Raw genomic sequence first — 15,026 nt, 5'->3', positions numbered from 1 at the left:
CAGGTACCCGCGTTCGGTGGGCTCAGGCTGCCAGACGCTCTGCAGCGCCCGTAGCCGCAGTGCGGGCCAGCGCGTCCAGATCGAGCAGCGATTCGAGCGAATCGGGCTTGGAGGGCGATACGGCATCCAAAGTTGCAAGGTTGACGGCATGTATATGGTCAAACCGCAACTTGCCCGCCAAAAACGCACCGACCGCCACTTCATTGGCTGCATTGAGCACGGCCGTTGTCCCCTCCGCCGCTTTCAGGGCCTGCCACGAAAGGTGCAGGCCAGGAAAGCGCACGGCGTCGGCGTCCTCGAACGCCAGCGCGCCGAGCTTCGAGAAATCGAGCCGGCTTGCGCCGCTCTCGATGCGCTCAGGCCAGGCCAGACCGCAGGCAATCGGCACGCGCATGTCGGGCGTACCCAGCTGGGCCAGGATGGATGCATCCTTGAACTGCACCATCGAATGGATGATTTGCTGCGGGTGAATCACGACCTTGATCTGGTCCGGATGCAGGTCAAACAGCCAGCGTGCCTCGATGACTTCGAGCGCCTTGTTCATCATGGTGGCGGAGTCCACCGAAATCTTGCGGCCCATCGAAAAATTGGGATGCGCGCAGGCCTGCTCGGGCGTGATGGCCGACAAGGTGGCCGGGTCACGCTGCCGGAACGGCCCGCCAGAGGCCGTTAACAGGATGCTGTCCACCCGGCTTGCCCAGGTGGAGGGGTCCTCGGGCAGGCACTGGAAGATGGCCGAATGCTCGCTGTCGATGGGCAGCAGCGTCGCGCCGCCGTCCCGCACGGTCTGCATGAACAGCGCGCCGCCCACGACCAGGGCTTCCTTGTTGGCCAGCAACAGGCGCTTGCCCGCCCGCGCGGCGGCCAGGCAAGGTGCCAGCCCTGCAGCACCCACAATGGCCGCCATCACGGCATCGACCTCCTCATGAGATGCTATTAATTCAATAGCATCAGAGGATTGGATTACCTCGACTTCAAGCCCATTTGACTTGATTTTCTCCGCCAGCACTGCCGCATGGGGTGCACTCGCCATCACTGCGTAACGCGGGCGGAACTGAGCGCATTGCGCCAACATCAGGTCCACCTGGGTGGCCGCGCTGAGCGCAAACACCTCAAAGCGCTCCGGGTGGCGCGAGACCACGTCCAGCGTGCTCGTGCCAATCGAGCCTGTAGATCCCAGAACGGTCAGTCTTGTCTTTTTCATAGCGGCGTTGTCAGGCTAGTCAGCATCATGGCCAGAGGCAGCGTCGGCAGCAGTGCATCCACACGGTCTAGCACACCACCGTGGCCCGGCAGCAGCGCGCTGCTGTCCTTCACGCCCGCACTGCGCTTGATCAGCGACTCCACCAGATCTCCGCAGACGCTCATGGCAACCATGAACAGCGCAGCCACCAGCAGCAGCCACCAGCCCTGCTGTGCCAGGCGCGAGTAGAAGCTGCCCACTTCGGCCTGCCAGTGCGCGTCGGCAGCCACCCAGGCGAACGCCAGCACCATCACGCCGGCGAGGCCACCCCATACACCCTCCCAGCTTTTGCCAGGGCTGATGGACGGAGCCAGTTTGTTCTTGGTGAAGCGCAGGCCAAAGGCGCGGCCTGCAAAGTAGGCAAAGATGTCGGCCACCCACACCAGCACGAGCACCGACAGCAGAAAGTTGATCCCGATCTTGCGGGCCTGCACCGCTGCCAGCCACGCCAGCCAGAGCGCAAGCACACCCGCCACCAGCCTCAGCGCCGACGGAATCCGCGCCCAGCCGGGTACACCGGCGCGCAGCAGCCACGCAGTGGCCAGCACCCACAGCCCGCCGCCCGCAATCCACAAGGCTGGCAAGGGCCGGTCGGTCCAGCCCAGCGACCAAGACACAGCGCACAGTGCAACGCAGGCTGCGCCCACCGCGACCGAGCCAGCCTGGCCCAACCCGCTCAGGCGCCCCCACTCCCAGGCGCCAGCCGCCATGAGCACCAGCACCACCGCCATGAACGGCACGGGCGATGCGTAGAAAAGCGCGGGCAGGAGGATGGCCAGCAAAACGATGGCGGTGATGACGCGCTGTAAAAGCATGACGGGGCCTTTCAGCCCGGCACCGAAGCTGGATGCGCGGACAGGATCTGTTCGGAGGTTTTGCCGAAGCGGCGCTCGCGGCCGGCATACGCAGCGATCGCTTCATCCAGCGCCGCTTCGTCGAAGTCGGGCCAGAGGCGGTCACTGAAATACAGCTCGGAGTATGCGGCCTGCCACAACAGGAAATTGCTGATGCGCATTTCACCGCCGGTGCGGATGACAAGATCAGGATCGGGCACATGGGCCATGCCCATTGCTGCATGAAGGCTCGCCTCGGTGATCGGCTCACCGCTGGCTGCCAACGCAGCCGCCGCCTGGGCAATGTCCCATCGGCCGCCGTAGTTGAAGCACACGTTCAGCACCAGGCGGGTGTTGTGCGCAGTCGCTACCTCGGCCTGCGCCAGACCTTCGACGACCTTGGACGACAGCCCAGCCCGCTCGCCTACAAAATGCAGGCGCACGCCATCCGCACGCAGCTGGGGCACCTCGCGAGCCAGTGCCATGGCCAGCAGTTCCATCAGGCCCGACACCTCGTCGGCTGGCCGGTTCCAGTTTTCGGACGAGAAAGCGAAGACGGTGAGGACCGACACGCCGCGCTGCACGCAGGCGCGGGCACAGCGGCGCAGCGAATCCACTCCTTGTTTGTGGCCCGCCAGGCGCGGCAAAAAACGCCGCGTGGCCCAGCGGCCGTTGCCATCCATGACGATGGCGATGTGGTGTGGCACCACCGGAGAACTAGACATGTAGGGCGAACAGCATCCGTAGCAGGACGCTCAGACCGCCATGATTTCCTGCTCTTTGGCAGCTACCAGCGCGTCCACCTCGGCAATGTGCTTGTCGGTGAACTTCTGGACTTCGGTTTCGGCGCGCTTCTGGTCATCTTCAGACGCGAGCTTGTCCTTGACGAGCTTCTTGACCGATTCATTGGCATCGCGGCGCAGGTTACGGATGGCGATCTTCGCGCTTTCGCCTTCGTTGCGGGCCAATTTGGTCATTTCCTTGCGACGCTCTTCGCTCATGGGCGGCATGGGGACGCGGATCAAGTCGCCCATCGAGGCCGGGTTCAGGCCCAGATCGCTTTCGCGGATGGCCTTTTCGATCTTGGCGCCCATGCCCTTTTCCCAGGGCTGCACGCTGATCGTGCGCGAGTCGATCAGGGCCACATTGGCAACCTGGCTCAGCGGCACGAGCGAGCCGTAGTATTCGACCTGGACGGTGTCCAGCAGCGACGGATTGGCCCGGCCGGTGCGGATTTTCTGCAGGTTGTTCTTGAACGCGGCGATGGACTGATCCATCTTCGTTTCGGCAGTCTTCTTGATATCGGCAATCGGCATGTTCTCTCCTCGTGGGTGAAGCGCCGCCCCTGGCGAGGCAGCTTCATGGCATGGTCGGCATCAGGCGTAGACCAGCGTTCCCTCGTCCTCGCCCATCACCACGCGCTTGAGCGCGCCGTGCTTGATGATCGAAAACACCTTCACCGGCAGCTTCTGGTCACGGCACAGCGCAAAGGCGGTGGCGTCCATGATGCCCAGGTTGCGCGACATCGCCTCATCAAAGCTGAGCTTCGTGTAGCGCGTGGCGGTGGGGTCTTTTTGCGGGTCGGCAGTATAGACGCCGTCTACTTTGGTGGCCTTGAGCACCAGCTCGGCACCGATTTCGGCGCCGCGCAATGCTGCAGCGGTGTCAGTGGTGAAGAACGGGTTGCCCGTACCGGCAGCAAACACGACTACCTTGCCTTCTTCGAGGTACTGCAGCGCCTTGGGTCGCACGTACGGCTCAACCACCTGCTCGATGGCAATGGCCGACATCACGCGGGCGACCAGGCCCTGCTTGTCCATCGCATCGGCCAGGGCCAGCGCGTTCATCACGGTCGCCAGCATGCCCATGTAGTCGGCGGTGGCACGGTCCATGCCGACGGAACCGCCGGCCACACCGCGGAAAATATTGCCCCCGCCAATCACGACCGCCACCTGGACGCCCAGGCGGGTCACTTCAGCGATTTCCTCCACCATCCGCACGATGGTCGCGCGGTTGATGCCGAAGGCATCGTCGCCCATCAACGCCTCACCAGACAGCTTGAGCAGGATGCGCTTGTGAGCTGGTGCGGCGGTGGTCATGGGCGATTTCTCCAAAGTGTGTCGGGGGTCGGGGGTTCTAGCAAAAATCAGGCAGCGGCCTTGGCAGCAGCCACCTGGGCAGCCACTTCGGCTGCGAAGTCGTCGACCTTCTTCTCGATGCCTTCGCCGACCACGTACAGGGTGAAGCCCTTCACGTTGGTGTTGGCGGCCTTGAGCATCTGGGCCACGGTCTGCTTGCCGTCGGCAGCCTTCACGAAGACCTGGTCGGCCAGCGAGACTTCCTTGAGGTACTTCTGCACAGCGCCGTCGATGCGCTTGGCCGTGATCTCGGCGCTCTGGGCTGGCTTGCCAGCGGCCACGAGTTCCTTGTTGGCTTCATCGGCCTTGCCTTCAGCCACCGAGCGCTCCTTGGCGATCAGGTCGGCAGGCACGTCGGCGCTGGTCAGGGCCACGGGCTTCATGGCGGCCACGTGCATGGCAACGTCCTTGGCGGCAGCGGCGTCACCGTCGAACTCGACGACCACGCCAATGCGCGAACCGTGCAGGTACGCAGCCAGGCTGGAACCGCTGAAGCGCTTGAAGCGGCGGAACGACATGTTCTCGCCGATCTTGCCGATCAGGCCCTTGCGCACGTCTTCCAGCGTGGGGCCGAAGCTGTCTTGCTCGTAGGGCAGCGCGCCCAGGGCTGCCACATCGGCAGGGTTGTGCAGAGCCACCAGCTTGGCCGCGGCGTTGGCCATGGCGATGAAGCTGTCGTTCTTGGAAACAAAGTCGGTTTCGCTGTTGACTTCGACCAGGGCGCCCGTGGTGCCGTCGATGTAGTTGGCAACCACGCCTTCAGCGGTGATGCGCGAAGCAGCCTTGCCGGCCTTGGTGCCGAGCTTGACGCGCAGCAGCTCTTCGGCCTTGGCCATGTCGCCATCGGCTTCCGTCAGGGCCTTCTTGCATTCCATCATCGGAGCGTCGGTCTTGCCACGCAGTTCGGCAACCATGCTTGCTGTAATTGCAGCCATCTTTATTCCTTCAGTATTCAGTTCAGCGGGTTCAGATTCGGGCTAAAAAAAAGGGGGCTCACCAGGGGCCCCGCTTTTGTTCGCGACGGATCGCGCAGCCGGGCTATCAGGCAGCGGCTTCTTGCACTTCCACGAATTCGTCGGTGCTTTCAGCCGTAGCGGCCTTCACGACTTCGTTCACGGCGTTGGCGCGGCCTTCGATGATCGCGTCAGCGATGCCACGGGCGTACAGCGTCACGGCCTTGGCCGAGTCGTCGTTACCGGGGATCACATAGTCGATGCCTTCGGGCGAGTGGTTGGTATCCACCACGCCGATCAGCGGAATGCCCAGCTTCTTGGCTTCGGCCACGGCGATCTTGTGGAAGCCCACGTCGATGATGAAGATTGCGTCTGGCAGTGCAGCCATGTCCTGGATGCCGCCGATGTCCTTTTCCAGCTTTTCGATCTCGCGGGAGAACGTCAGCTGCTCCTTCTTGCTCAGGCTATCGAGGCCAGCTTCTTGCTGGGCCTTCATGTCCTTGAGACGCTTGATCGAAGTCTTGACCGTCTTGAAGTTGGTCAGCATGCCGCCCAGCCAGCGCTGGTCCACGAAAGGCACGCCAGCGCGTTGCGCTTCGGTCGACAGGATTTCGCGGGCCTGGCGCTTGGTGCCGACCATCAGGATCGTGCCGCGGTTGGCAGCGAGCTGCTTGGCGAACTTCTGGGCTTCCTGGAAAAGTGGCAGCGACTTTTCCAGGTTGATGATGTGAATCTTGTTGCGGTGGCCGAAGATGTACGGAGCCATCTTGGGGTTCCAGAAGCGGGTCTGGTGACCGAAGTGGACACCGGCTTCCAGCATTTCGCGCATGGTAACGGACATAAAAATACTCCAAAGGTTGGGTCTAAAATCCAGCCCCAATATTTGCGCCAGGGTCTAAAAACCCAAAGCACAACACCTTGACGGGACTGGTTTGCGATTGCTTTGCCAGCGTTGCGATCAGGACGGCGACAATGCCGTGAACCGCACAAATGCAACACCACCGCAAGATCACTGCGCCTTGACCGGACAAGCCGGTCGGCACGTGCCGCAGCACCCAGCAAAACCCAAAGATTGTAGCACGCCCATGCTTTCCGACTTGACCGCCACCCGCGACCGCATGCACGACGGAGCCACCACGGCCAGCGCCGAAATGGAGCACTGCATCGAGGCCGCGCAGGCGCCCCGCAATGCCCACAGCTTCGTACGCACCCTGTTCGATTCAGCCCGCAATGAAGCGGCGCAAACCGGAGCGGCCCGCCTTCCGCTGGCGGGGCTGGCGGTCTCCGTCAAGGACCTGTTTGACATCACTGGCCAGCCCACGCCCGCGGGCTCGACGGTTCTGGCCGATGCGCCAGCCGCGTTGGCCGACAGCCCCGCCGTAGCGCGCCTGAAGGCGGCGGGTGCCGCCATCATTGGCCGCACCAACATGGTGGAGTTCGCTTTTTCGGGTGTGGGTGTGAATCCGCACTACGGCACACCTGCGGCCTGGGACGCTCGTACCGGCGCACTTCCCGGCCCGGGCCGGGTACCAGGCGGCTCATCGTCAGGGGCAGCCGTTTCGGTGGCCACTGGAGCCGCATTTGTGGGACTGGGGTCGGACACGGGCGGGTCCATCCGCATCCCTGCCGCCCTCAACGGCGTAGTGGGCTTCAAGAGCACAGCGCGCCTGGTGCCCACCCAGGGTGCGGTACCCCTTTCCACCACACTCGACACCGCCTGCGCTATCACACGCAGCGTGCGCGACGCCATCGTAGTGCATGAAGTGCTCGCGGCACGGGAGGTGACGCGCAGCCTGGCACCTCTGGCCCAATACCGCCTGGCAGTACCGCGGCAGGTGTTCCTTGATGGGCTGGACGCCACCGTGGCGCAGGCCTTCGAGAGGACGCTCAATGCGCTGCGCGCAGCTGGCGCCAGCATCGAGATGATCGACCTGCCGACCGTGGCGCAGCAACCCGCCTACGGGTTTTCTGCCCCTGAGGCATTTGCATGGCACCGGCCGTTGCTGGCCCGCAGCGCCAGCCAGTACGACCCCCGCGTGCGCGCCCGCATCGAAAAAGGCGGCACGCTGATGGCCTGGGAATACATTGATCTGCTGCGCGAGCGGCAAGCCTGGATCGCGGCCATGCAAGACGCCATCGGCGGCTACGATGCGCTGCTGTCGCCCACGGTGCCCATCGTCGCGCCGATCATCGCTGATGTGGCACCGGCGGATGGCCGCGACCCGCACCAGGACGCAGCCCGCGATGCCGAGTTCTTCCGCGTCAACGCCCTGCTGCTGCGCAACACCAGCGCCATCAACCTGCTCGATGGCTGCGCGCTTTCGCTGCCCTGCCATGTACCGGGCGAACTGCCTGTGGGCTTCATGGTATGGCACGGCGCGCTGCGCGATGACGCCGTGCTGAACATTGGCCTGCAAATCGAACAAGTACTACAAAAACAATAGCTGCCAGGGCTTGATAATCAAGCGCTACAGGCCAAAAAGACCATAAATTCATGAAGATCGCCATCGTGGGCGCCGGGATTGCCGGCGTGACCACCGCGTACGAACTGGCCAGGGATGGCCATGAGATCACCGTTTTTGAGCAGCGCGGCGCCGCCGCCGAGGAGGCCAGCTTTGCCACCGGCAGCCTGCTGGCGCCATTGCTGACCAGCCCCTGGGCGTTGCCCGGCTTCGGGCAGCCGCTGCGCCTGTGGGGCGCCCAGGCCAGCCTGCGCATGAGCGTGGGCATGAGCCTGCCGCATCTGGCGTGGCTGCGGCGTTGGCGCCAGGCGTCGCGCCGCAACACGGCCCCGGCCGTGGCACTGGAGGCGCTTGCCCGGTACAGCCAGACCCGGCTGGAGGCCATCGCCGCGCTGCACGACCTGGATTTCGAGGGCACCACAGGGCGCCTGCTGCTGCTGCGCACCGAGGCCGAGCTGGCCGCCATCCAGCCTGCCTTGCAGACCCTGCGCGACACCGGCAACGCGGTGCACGAGATCACGCCCGAAGCCGCGCGCAAGCTCGAGCCCGGCCTGTGCCCTGACACCCCGCTGGTCGCCGCCCTGCACCTGCCCGCAGCCAGCGCAGGCAACTGCCGCCTGTTCGGCCAGCTGCTGCGCCAGGGCATCCAGGGGTCGGGCGTGACCTTTGAATTCAACGCAGCCGTCGAGCGCATCAGCACCAACCCCGTGGCGATCACAGTGCGCGGCGATGCCGAGCCCCGGCGCTTTGACGCTGTCGTGCTGTGCACCGGGGCTGCTCCGGCAACGCTGATGGGCCCGCTGGGCCTGGCGTTGCCGGTAGCCGCCGTGCATGGCTACACCGTGAGCGCGCCCCTGCGCGAAGCCACGCATGCACCGGTGGCCAGCGTGATCGATGTGGCACAGCAGATCAGCATCACACGCCTGGGGCAACGGGTGCGCATCGCGGGCGGCGCTGAACTGGCCGGGCCAACAGCGGAGCACCATGCGCCCACCCTGCAGCGCCTCTACCGTGCGTTCAACGACTGGTTTCCGGGGGGCGCTCAACTCTCCACCGGCCTGCAGATCTGGCGCGGCGCGCGGGTGGCAATGCCCGACGGCGCCCCGGTGATCGGCGCCAGCGGCGTCCCGGGCCTGTGGCTCAACCTGGCCCACGGGGGCAATGGCTGGGCCCTGGCCTGCGGCAGCGCACGCGCCGTGGCCGACCTGGTGGCGCAGCGGGCGCCCGAGATCTCGCTGGACGGCCTCGGACTGCGCAAGTTCTGAGGGGTGCTACGCCAAGCCCGCACCACGGACACCTCTGCGTTGCAGGCCGCGCGCACTGGGTAGGAACATGGGGGTACGCGATGTGTACCTTCCCGTCGTCAGCAGCGATGCGGCCCGGCGCAAAATGCAGAGGCAGGGCCGACCCTGCCAGCCCCTGCACAGCAATGTGCAGCGCCAGCGCACAACGCATTACCCCCACCGCCGTCATGCACCCCATCCGCTCTACCCAGGCCTACCCGCTGTTCAGCTCCGCGTCCACCCGCGCGCTGGAGCAAGCTGCCGCCCGCACGCTGACCGCACACACACTGATGCAACGGGCAGGTTGGGCGGTGGCCCGATTGGCGATGGCTTTGGCACCGCACGCCCGCACGGTATGGATCACGTGCGGCCCAGGCAACAACGGCGGAGACGGGCTGGAGGCAGCCATGCACCTGCGCCAGCATGGCCGGCGCGTGGTGGTGACCTGGCTCGGGCAGCCTGAAGCCGCCCCCGCCGATGCACGCGCCTCGTGGGCGCGCGCACTGTCAGCCGGTGTCGAGTGGGCAGACAGCCCGCCGCAAGACCTTACACGCGATGACCTGTGCATTGACGCACTGCTGGGCATCGGCATCTCGTCCGCACGCCAAGTGCCACCGCGCCCGCTGGATGGCCGCATGCAGCAGTGCCTTCAGGCATTGCGGGCCCTGCAGGCGAGCGGTACCCCCCTGCTGGCCGTGGATGTACCCAGCGGTCTCGATGCCGACACCGGCCAGTTCGCAGCCGGCTTTGCGCCCGCAGAACCCGCAGGCCCTGGCGCGGGCCACCACACCCTGAGCCTGCTCACCCTCAAACCCGGCCTGTTTACCGCCAGCGGGCGCGACGCTGCCGGGCAGGTGTGGCTGGATGACCTGGGCATTGACACGGCAACGCACGGGCATGCGCCAGCCGATGCGTGGCTGAGCGCCCCGCCAGAGCCCCCGGCCCGCGCCCATGCCAGCCACAAGGGCAGCTACGGTGATGTGGCCGTGGTGGGCGGCGAAGGCCTGGCCGCACGCGGCATGGGTATGACCGGCGCGGCCCTGCTGGCTGCATCGGCCGCCTTGCACAGCGGCGCGGGGCGAGTACTGGTGGCGCTACTGGACGACGGCCACTTGCAACTGGATGCGCAGCAGCCCGAACTGATGTTCCGCCAGATGGGCGCGCTGGTGCTGGAAGACCTCACCGTCGTCTGCGGCTGCGGCGGCGGGCAGGCTGTCACGCCGGTGCTGCCCGCCGTCATCACCCGCGCGGCCCGCCTGGTGCTGGATGCCGATGCGCTCAACGCTATTGCCACCACCCGAGGCCTGCGGGAGTTGGTGGCGGCGCGCCGCCAGCGCGGGCTGCCGACGGTGCTCACACCCCACCCCCTGGAGGCCGCACGCCTGCTGGGGCTGACCACCGCACAGGTCCAGGGCGACCGGCTGGGCACTGCGCAGCAACTGGCAGACGCCTTCCAGTGTATGGCGGTGCTCAAGGGTTCGGGCACCGTGATCGCTTCGCCAGGTGGCGCGCCCGCCATCAACCCCACCGGCAATGCGCGCCTGGCCACCGCTGGCACCGGCGATGTGCTGGCAGGCATGGTGGGAGCCCGCCTGGCCGCGGGCGACAGCGCAGTACACGCCGCCCGTGATGCGGTCTACCTGCATGGCCAAGCCGCTGACGACTGGCCTCAAGGGCTGGCCTTGACCGCGAGTGCGCTGGCGCGGCGCGTGGGCGGTTGACAGCGCGAAAGTGAGCCGGAGCGCAGCGGTGCGGGATGAACGCGACTACCCCAGCAGCGTGACATCTTTGAGTGGCCGCAGCACACTCGAAGGCGTCATGCCAAATGTCTGCCGGAACATGCGGCTGAAGTGCGCCGAATCGGCAAACTCACCATGGAGCGCCGCGTCGGTCAGGCGCGGGCTCACAGCCAGTCCCGCCATGGCCAGACGCACCTGCGACCACACACGGTAGCTGCGCAGGCTCACACCCATTTCGGCGCGAAACAGATGGTTGAAGCGCGAGGCCGAGAGCGCGACCTCTGCGGCCAGCATGTCGCGCCGCAGCCTCGGACCGGCCAGCCCCTGCGGGCTGCGCAGCAAGCGCAGACTGCCCAAAACGCGCGCGTCCAGCGGGGCTGCATCAAAGTCCGGCGGGCAGCGCAGCAGGGCCGGCAGATCGAAGTGGCGCAGATAGCCCTCGATGGCGCTGCGCGCCCCCACCGGGGCCGCCACATCCAGCACCACGCCCCCCTGCTGGTGGAACAAGCCCCGCAGGCCACGCGCCTCACGCGAATCCGGCTCCATGTACACCAGGGCGACCGTCTCGCCCCGCGGGTCAAACACATGCGGCACGCCGGTGTCAATCAACGCGCTGCGGCAGGTATCCACCCGGCCCGCCCCCCAATGCACGGCAAACCGGCCCGACAAGCCGATCAGCAACACGGGCGAGGCATGGCAGTGCCACCCTGTGGCGGGGATATCGCCCAAGTACAGGGCGCGGTCAGTGCCCAGGGTCAGTGTGTTGCGTGTCGACATAGCCCAAACGTGCAAGTTTTTTCCCGGGGATGCCCATAACCTCGCCCGGCCCCGTCACAAGGCAGCCGTGCGCTGCGAAGGATTGCCATTGCCTCGCGCGAAAGCGCGGCGCACACCCACACACCCGTCATTCTGGAGACCGCCCCTTGAAACGCATTGCCATGTCCGTTGCCGCCACCCTGATCGTGTGCATCCTTGCCGGGCTGTACTACGGTGCCCCGTCGCTGTTCCGGGAGCCTCTGCTCCAGCTCAATCGGAGCTTGTCAGGCATGGAGGAAAAAACCGTCGAGGTAGCAAGGCACACCGTGCACTACCTTGACACCACCCCATCGGCCAGCTCCGTTGCCAGCCGCTTTGCCCCTGGCAGCAGCGGTGGTAACGACGTACCCATCATCCTGCTGCACGGCATTTTTGCGGAAAAGGACCACTGGGTGGATTTTGCACGCCCGCTCACGGGGCAATACCGGGTCATCGCGCCCGACATTGCGGGCTTTGGCGAAAGCACGCGGCGGGACGACGAAGCCTACGACTACGCGGCGCATGTGCGGCGGCTTGGTGCATTCCTCGACGCTCTGGGTTTGCAGCGCGTTCACCTTGCGGGCAACTCGATGGGCGGCACAATAACTGCCTTGTTCGCCCTGGCGCACCCTGAGCGCGTGGCCAGCGTGGCCTTCATCGGTGCGCCGCACGGTATCCGGTCGCCGCAGCCCAGCACCATGGACCGCCTCATCGATGCGGGCCAGCGCCCGCTGGTTGCCCACGATGCCGCCGCCTTCAGCGCGATGATGGCTCTGGTGTTTGAAAAGCGTCCGTTTCTGCCCTACCCCATCCTGCATGCAACCCAACAGGAGGCGCTGCGCAACGCCACATCCAATGCCCGTGTGTGGGATGCGCAGCTCAAGGACCGCTATCTGCTGCAGCAGCACCTGGGCCAACTGCAAAATTCTCCGACGCTGGTGATGTGGGGCGACAGCGACCGGGTGTTCGACCGTTCGGGGCTGTCTACCGTGCAGACGCTTTTGCCTCGCGCGCGCATCACCGCCCTGCCCGGCATCGGCCACCTGCCCATGATGGAAGCTCCGGCAGAGACGGCCAACCGGTATGCGCGCTTCCTCGACGACGTCGGGTCGCTCGGAGGGTCAAACCAGCCAAAATTGAGCCAAAACAGTCGATAGCCCAGGCGCTAATTGCACTTATAGCTATAATTTTTATAGCATTTAAAGCAAAGGATGCCTGGGCAGCACAGGCTTCGCTCAACCCCTGCGCGGCTTGCGAGCCTTGCCCTTGCTGGACTTGCCCGCCACCGCCTTCTTCACCGAGGCCTTGAGCGACTGGATCGGCGAGCGCGCAGCACGCTCGCGCGAGAGGCCGGCCTGTTCGGTGGCAGAGGGCGCGGCACTCTTATCTGCCTTGCGTCCTGAAGACCGACCGCCGGTCGTCTTGCGCGAGCCGCCGCCGGCGCCATCGGGGCCCACGCCCTTGTCCTTCAATGCCCGGCCCAGCAGCTCCTCGCCCTCCCGCACAAGGCGGAAATCAATCTTGCGGCCGTCCAGGTCCACGCGGCTGACCTGCACCCGCACCCGTGCGCCGATGGCGTAGCGAATGCCGGTGCGCTCGCCCCGCAGCTCCTGGCGGGCCTCGTCGAACTTGAAGTATTCGCCGCCGAGCTCGGTGATGTGCACCAGACCCTCGACATACATCGCGTCGAGCGTGACGAAGATGCCGAAGCTGGTGGCGGCACTGACCACGCCGCTGTACTCCTCGCCCAGGTGCTCGCGCATGTACTTGCACTTGAGCCACGCCTCCACATCGCGGCTGGCCTCGTCGGCACGGCGCTCGTTGGCGCTGCAGTGCAGGCCCGCGGCCTCCCAGGCCTGAGTGTCGCGGCTGGGAGGCGCCACATCCTTGCGGGGCCTGGTGCCGGGCGCTGCCACACGCGCCGCAAGCCGCTTGGCCAGCTTGGCATGGGCCTCGCCCGGGGTCGGCAGCGAAGGCAGCGCGTACTTGGTGCGGTTCAGGATGGCCTTGATGACACGGTGCACCAGCAGATCGGGGTACCGCCGGATCGGGCTGGTGAAGTGCGTGTACGCCTCGAAAGCCAGCCCGAAGTGGCCGCTGTTGACAGGCGTGTAGATGGCCTGCTGCATGGAACGCAACAGCATGGTGTGGATCTGCTGCGCGTCGGGCCTGTCCTTGGTGGCCGTGGCGATCGCCTGGAAATCACCGGGCTTGGGGTCGTCCCCAATCGTCATGCCCACGGCCATGGCCTTGAGGTAGTTGCGCAGGATTTCCTGCTTCTCGGGCGTGGGGCCTTCGTGCACACGGAACAGGCCGGGTTGTCCGCCCTGGGCGATGAAGTCGGCACTGCACACGTTGGCGGCCAGCATGGCTTCTTCGATCAGCTTGTGCGCATCGTTGCGGGTGCGCGGCACGATCTTTTCAATGCGGCCGTTCTCATCGCACACGATCTGCGTCTCGGTGGTTTCAAAGTCCACCGCGCCACGCGCCTGGCGTGCAATAAGCAGGGCGCGGTACACGTCGTGCAGGTTGAGCAGGTCCTTGACGCGATCCTTGCGCTTGCTGGCCTCGGGGCCACGCGTGTTGGCCAGGATGGCAGCTACCTCGGTGTAGGTGAAGCGCGCGTGGCTGAACATCACGGCAGGGTAGAACTGGTACGCATGCACCTCGCCCTTGGCGGTGACCAGCATGTCGCAGACCATGCACAGGCGCTCGACCTCGGGGTTGAGCGAGCAAAGCCCGTTGCTGAGCTTTTCGGGCAGCATGGGGATCACGCGCCGCGGGAAGTACACGCTGGTGGCCCGGTCATACGCGTCGATGTCGATGGCGCTGCCCGTCTCCACATAGTGGCTCACGTCTGCAATGGCCACCAGCAGGCGCCAGCCCTTGCTGCGGCCGACCTTGGCGGGCTCGCAGTAGACGGCATCGTCGAAGTCGCGCGCATCTTCGCCGTCGATAGTGACCAGGGGCACGTCGGTCAGATCCACACGGCGTTTCTTGTCTGGGGCGCGCACCTTGTCGGGCAGCTCCTTCGCCTGAGCCAGGCACTCGGCCGAGAACTCGTGTGGCACGCCGTATTTGCGCACCGCAATTTCGATCTCCATGCCCGGGTCATCGACCTCGCCGAGCACTTCGGTGATGCGCCCCACCGGCTGGCCAAAAAGCGCGGGCGGCTCTGTCAATTCGACCACCACCACCTGGCCGGGCTTCGCCGTCCCAGTGGCTCCTTTCGGGATCAGCACATCCTGGCCGTAGCGCTTGTCTTCCGGCGCCACCAGCCATACACCGCTTTCCTGCAGCAGGCGCCCAATAAGTGGCTGCGGTGGGCGTTCGATGATCTCGACCACCCGGCCCTCGGGGCGGCCGCGGCGGTCCTGGCGCACGATGCGCACGCGGACACGGTCTTTGTGCAACACCGCACGCATTTCATTGGGGGGAATATAGATGTCGCCATCGCCGTCGTCGCGGATGACGAAACCGTGTCCATCACGGTGCCCCTGCACGCTGCCTTCAATCTCCTGAGACAGGTGCGCAGCAGACTGCGCGTCGGGGGTCGTTTTTTTGATATACAATCTTAGTC

13 protein-coding genes are annotated in these 15,026 nt (G+C 65.7%); 4 read left to right on the top strand and 9 right to left on the bottom strand.

The genetic code is table 11. The features are described 5' to 3' along the window. Positions 1-22: 22 nt before the first annotated feature. The 7 genes from ispC to rpsB all read right to left on the bottom strand — a co-directional run bounded on the left by ispC (position 23) and on the right by rpsB (position 6,008). On the bottom strand, positions 23-1,204 hold the full coding sequence (gene ispC, locus ACTPOI_RS11390; RefSeq protein ID WP_440108868.1) for a 1-deoxy-D-xylulose-5-phosphate reductoisomerase: 1,182 nt from the start codon (positions 1,202-1,204) through the stop codon (positions 23-25). Further along, positions 1,201-2,058, bottom strand: coding sequence for a phosphatidate cytidylyltransferase (locus ACTPOI_RS11385; protein ID WP_440108866.1), 858 nt, complete (start codon positions 2,056-2,058; stop codon positions 1,201-1,203). Before ACTPOI_RS11385 ends, ispC begins: the two co-directional genes overlap by 4 nt. An 11-nt stretch (positions 2,059-2,069) precedes the next feature. Next, positions 2,070-2,801, bottom strand: a complete 732-nt coding sequence (gene uppS, locus ACTPOI_RS11380; protein WP_440108864.1) for a polyprenyl diphosphate synthase — start codon at positions 2,799-2,801, stop codon at positions 2,070-2,072. Positions 2,802-2,831: 30 nt separating this feature from the next. Then, positions 2,832-3,392, bottom strand: coding sequence for a ribosome recycling factor (gene frr, locus ACTPOI_RS11375; RefSeq protein ID WP_440108862.1), 561 nt, complete (start codon positions 3,390-3,392; stop codon positions 2,832-2,834). A gap of 60 nt (positions 3,393-3,452) precedes the next feature. Beyond that, on the bottom strand, positions 3,453-4,175 hold the full coding sequence (pyrH, locus tag ACTPOI_RS11370) for a UMP kinase (protein WP_069105363.1): 723 nt from the start codon (positions 4,173-4,175) through the stop codon (positions 3,453-3,455). A gap of 47 nt (positions 4,176-4,222) precedes the next feature. Beyond that, entirely contained in the window at positions 4,223-5,149 is a 927-nt protein-coding gene (tsf, locus tag ACTPOI_RS11365) for a translation elongation factor Ts (protein WP_300459340.1), read from the bottom strand. Between the two features lie 106 nt (positions 5,150-5,255). After that, positions 5,256-6,008 carry a 30S ribosomal protein S2 gene (gene rpsB, locus ACTPOI_RS11360; RefSeq protein ID WP_069105361.1) on the bottom strand — a complete coding sequence of 251 codons (753 nt, stop codon included), beginning with the start codon at positions 6,006-6,008 and terminating at the stop codon, positions 5,256-5,258. A 244-nt stretch (positions 6,009-6,252) separates the two neighbouring features. On the opposite strand from rpsB, the gene ACTPOI_RS11355 reads away from it, so the two are divergent. From ACTPOI_RS11355 to ACTPOI_RS11345, 3 genes are all read left to right on the top strand, one after another. Next, a complete protein-coding gene (locus ACTPOI_RS11355; protein WP_440108859.1) occupies positions 6,253-7,611 on the top strand; it encodes an amidase in 1,359 nt (452 codons plus the stop codon). 50 nt (positions 7,612-7,661) lie between these two features. Beyond that, positions 7,662-8,894 carry an FAD-dependent oxidoreductase gene (locus tag ACTPOI_RS11350; RefSeq protein WP_440108857.1) on the top strand — a complete coding sequence of 411 codons (1,233 nt, stop codon included), beginning with the start codon at positions 7,662-7,664 and terminating at the stop codon, positions 8,892-8,894. Positions 8,895-9,100: 206 nt separating this feature from the next. Beyond that, positions 9,101-10,633, top strand: a complete 1,533-nt coding sequence (locus ACTPOI_RS11345) for an NAD(P)H-hydrate dehydratase (protein WP_440108855.1) — start codon at positions 9,101-9,103, stop codon at positions 10,631-10,633. Between the two features lie 45 nt (positions 10,634-10,678). Here ACTPOI_RS11345 and ACTPOI_RS11340 read toward each other — a convergent pair whose 3' ends face one another. Next, entirely contained in the window at positions 10,679-11,428 is a 750-nt protein-coding gene (locus tag ACTPOI_RS11340; RefSeq protein ID WP_440108853.1) for a helix-turn-helix domain-containing protein, read from the bottom strand. Positions 11,429-11,574: 146 nt separating this feature from the next. Between ACTPOI_RS11340 and ACTPOI_RS11335 the strand changes: the two genes are divergently transcribed. After that, positions 11,575-12,603, top strand: coding sequence for an alpha/beta fold hydrolase (locus ACTPOI_RS11335; RefSeq protein WP_440108851.1), 1,029 nt, complete (start codon positions 11,575-11,577; stop codon positions 12,601-12,603). A gap of 78 nt (positions 12,604-12,681) precedes the next feature. On the opposite strand, the gene rnr is transcribed toward ACTPOI_RS11335, so the two are convergent. Then, a complete protein-coding gene (gene rnr / locus ACTPOI_RS11330) occupies positions 12,682-15,018 on the bottom strand; it encodes a ribonuclease R (protein ID WP_440108849.1) in 2,337 nt (778 codons plus the stop codon). Positions 15,019-15,026 lie beyond the last annotated feature (8 nt).

Source organism: Acidovorax sp. BL-A-41-H1, from assembly GCF_051942715.1.
The sequence above is the reverse complement of the archived record's forward strand: the minus strand, read 5'-3'. Positions and strand labels throughout refer to the sequence as shown.

What these genes read in the sequence shown, in the direction of transcription:
- ACTPOI_RS11385 (WP_440108866.1), bottom strand. Translation starts at nt 2,058, where the DNA reads ATGCTTTTACAGCGCGTCATCACCGCCATCGTTTTGCTGGCCATCCTC.
- uppS (WP_440108864.1), bottom strand. Translation starts at nt 2,801, where the DNA reads ATGTCTAGTTCTCCGGTGGTGCCACACCACATCGCCATCGTCATGGAT.
- ACTPOI_RS11345 (WP_440108855.1), top strand. Translation starts at nt 9,101, where the DNA reads ATGCACCCCATCCGCTCTACCCAGGCCTACCCGCTGTTCAGCTCCGCG.
- ACTPOI_RS11355 (WP_440108859.1), top strand. Translation starts at nt 6,253, where the DNA reads ATGCTTTCCGACTTGACCGCCACCCGCGACCGCATGCACGACGGAGCC.
- ACTPOI_RS11350 (WP_440108857.1), top strand. Translation starts at nt 7,662, where the DNA reads ATGAAGATCGCCATCGTGGGCGCCGGGATTGCCGGCGTGACCACCGCG.
- frr (WP_440108862.1), bottom strand. Translation starts at nt 3,392, where the DNA reads ATGCCGATTGCCGATATCAAGAAGACTGCCGAAACGAAGATGGATCAG.
- ACTPOI_RS11340 (WP_440108853.1), bottom strand. Translation starts at nt 11,428, where the DNA reads ATGTCGACACGCAACACACTGACCCTGGGCACTGACCGCGCCCTGTAC.
- pyrH (WP_069105363.1), bottom strand. Translation starts at nt 4,175, where the DNA reads ATGACCACCGCCGCACCAGCTCACAAGCGCATCCTGCTCAAGCTGTCT.
- ispC (WP_440108868.1), bottom strand. Translation starts at nt 1,204, where the DNA reads ATGAAAAAGACAAGACTGACCGTTCTGGGATCTACAGGCTCGATTGGC.
- tsf (WP_300459340.1), bottom strand. Translation starts at nt 5,149, where the DNA reads ATGGCTGCAATTACAGCAAGCATGGTTGCCGAACTGCGTGGCAAGACC.
- rpsB (WP_069105361.1), bottom strand. Translation starts at nt 6,008, where the DNA reads ATGTCCGTTACCATGCGCGAAATGCTGGAAGCCGGTGTCCACTTCGGT.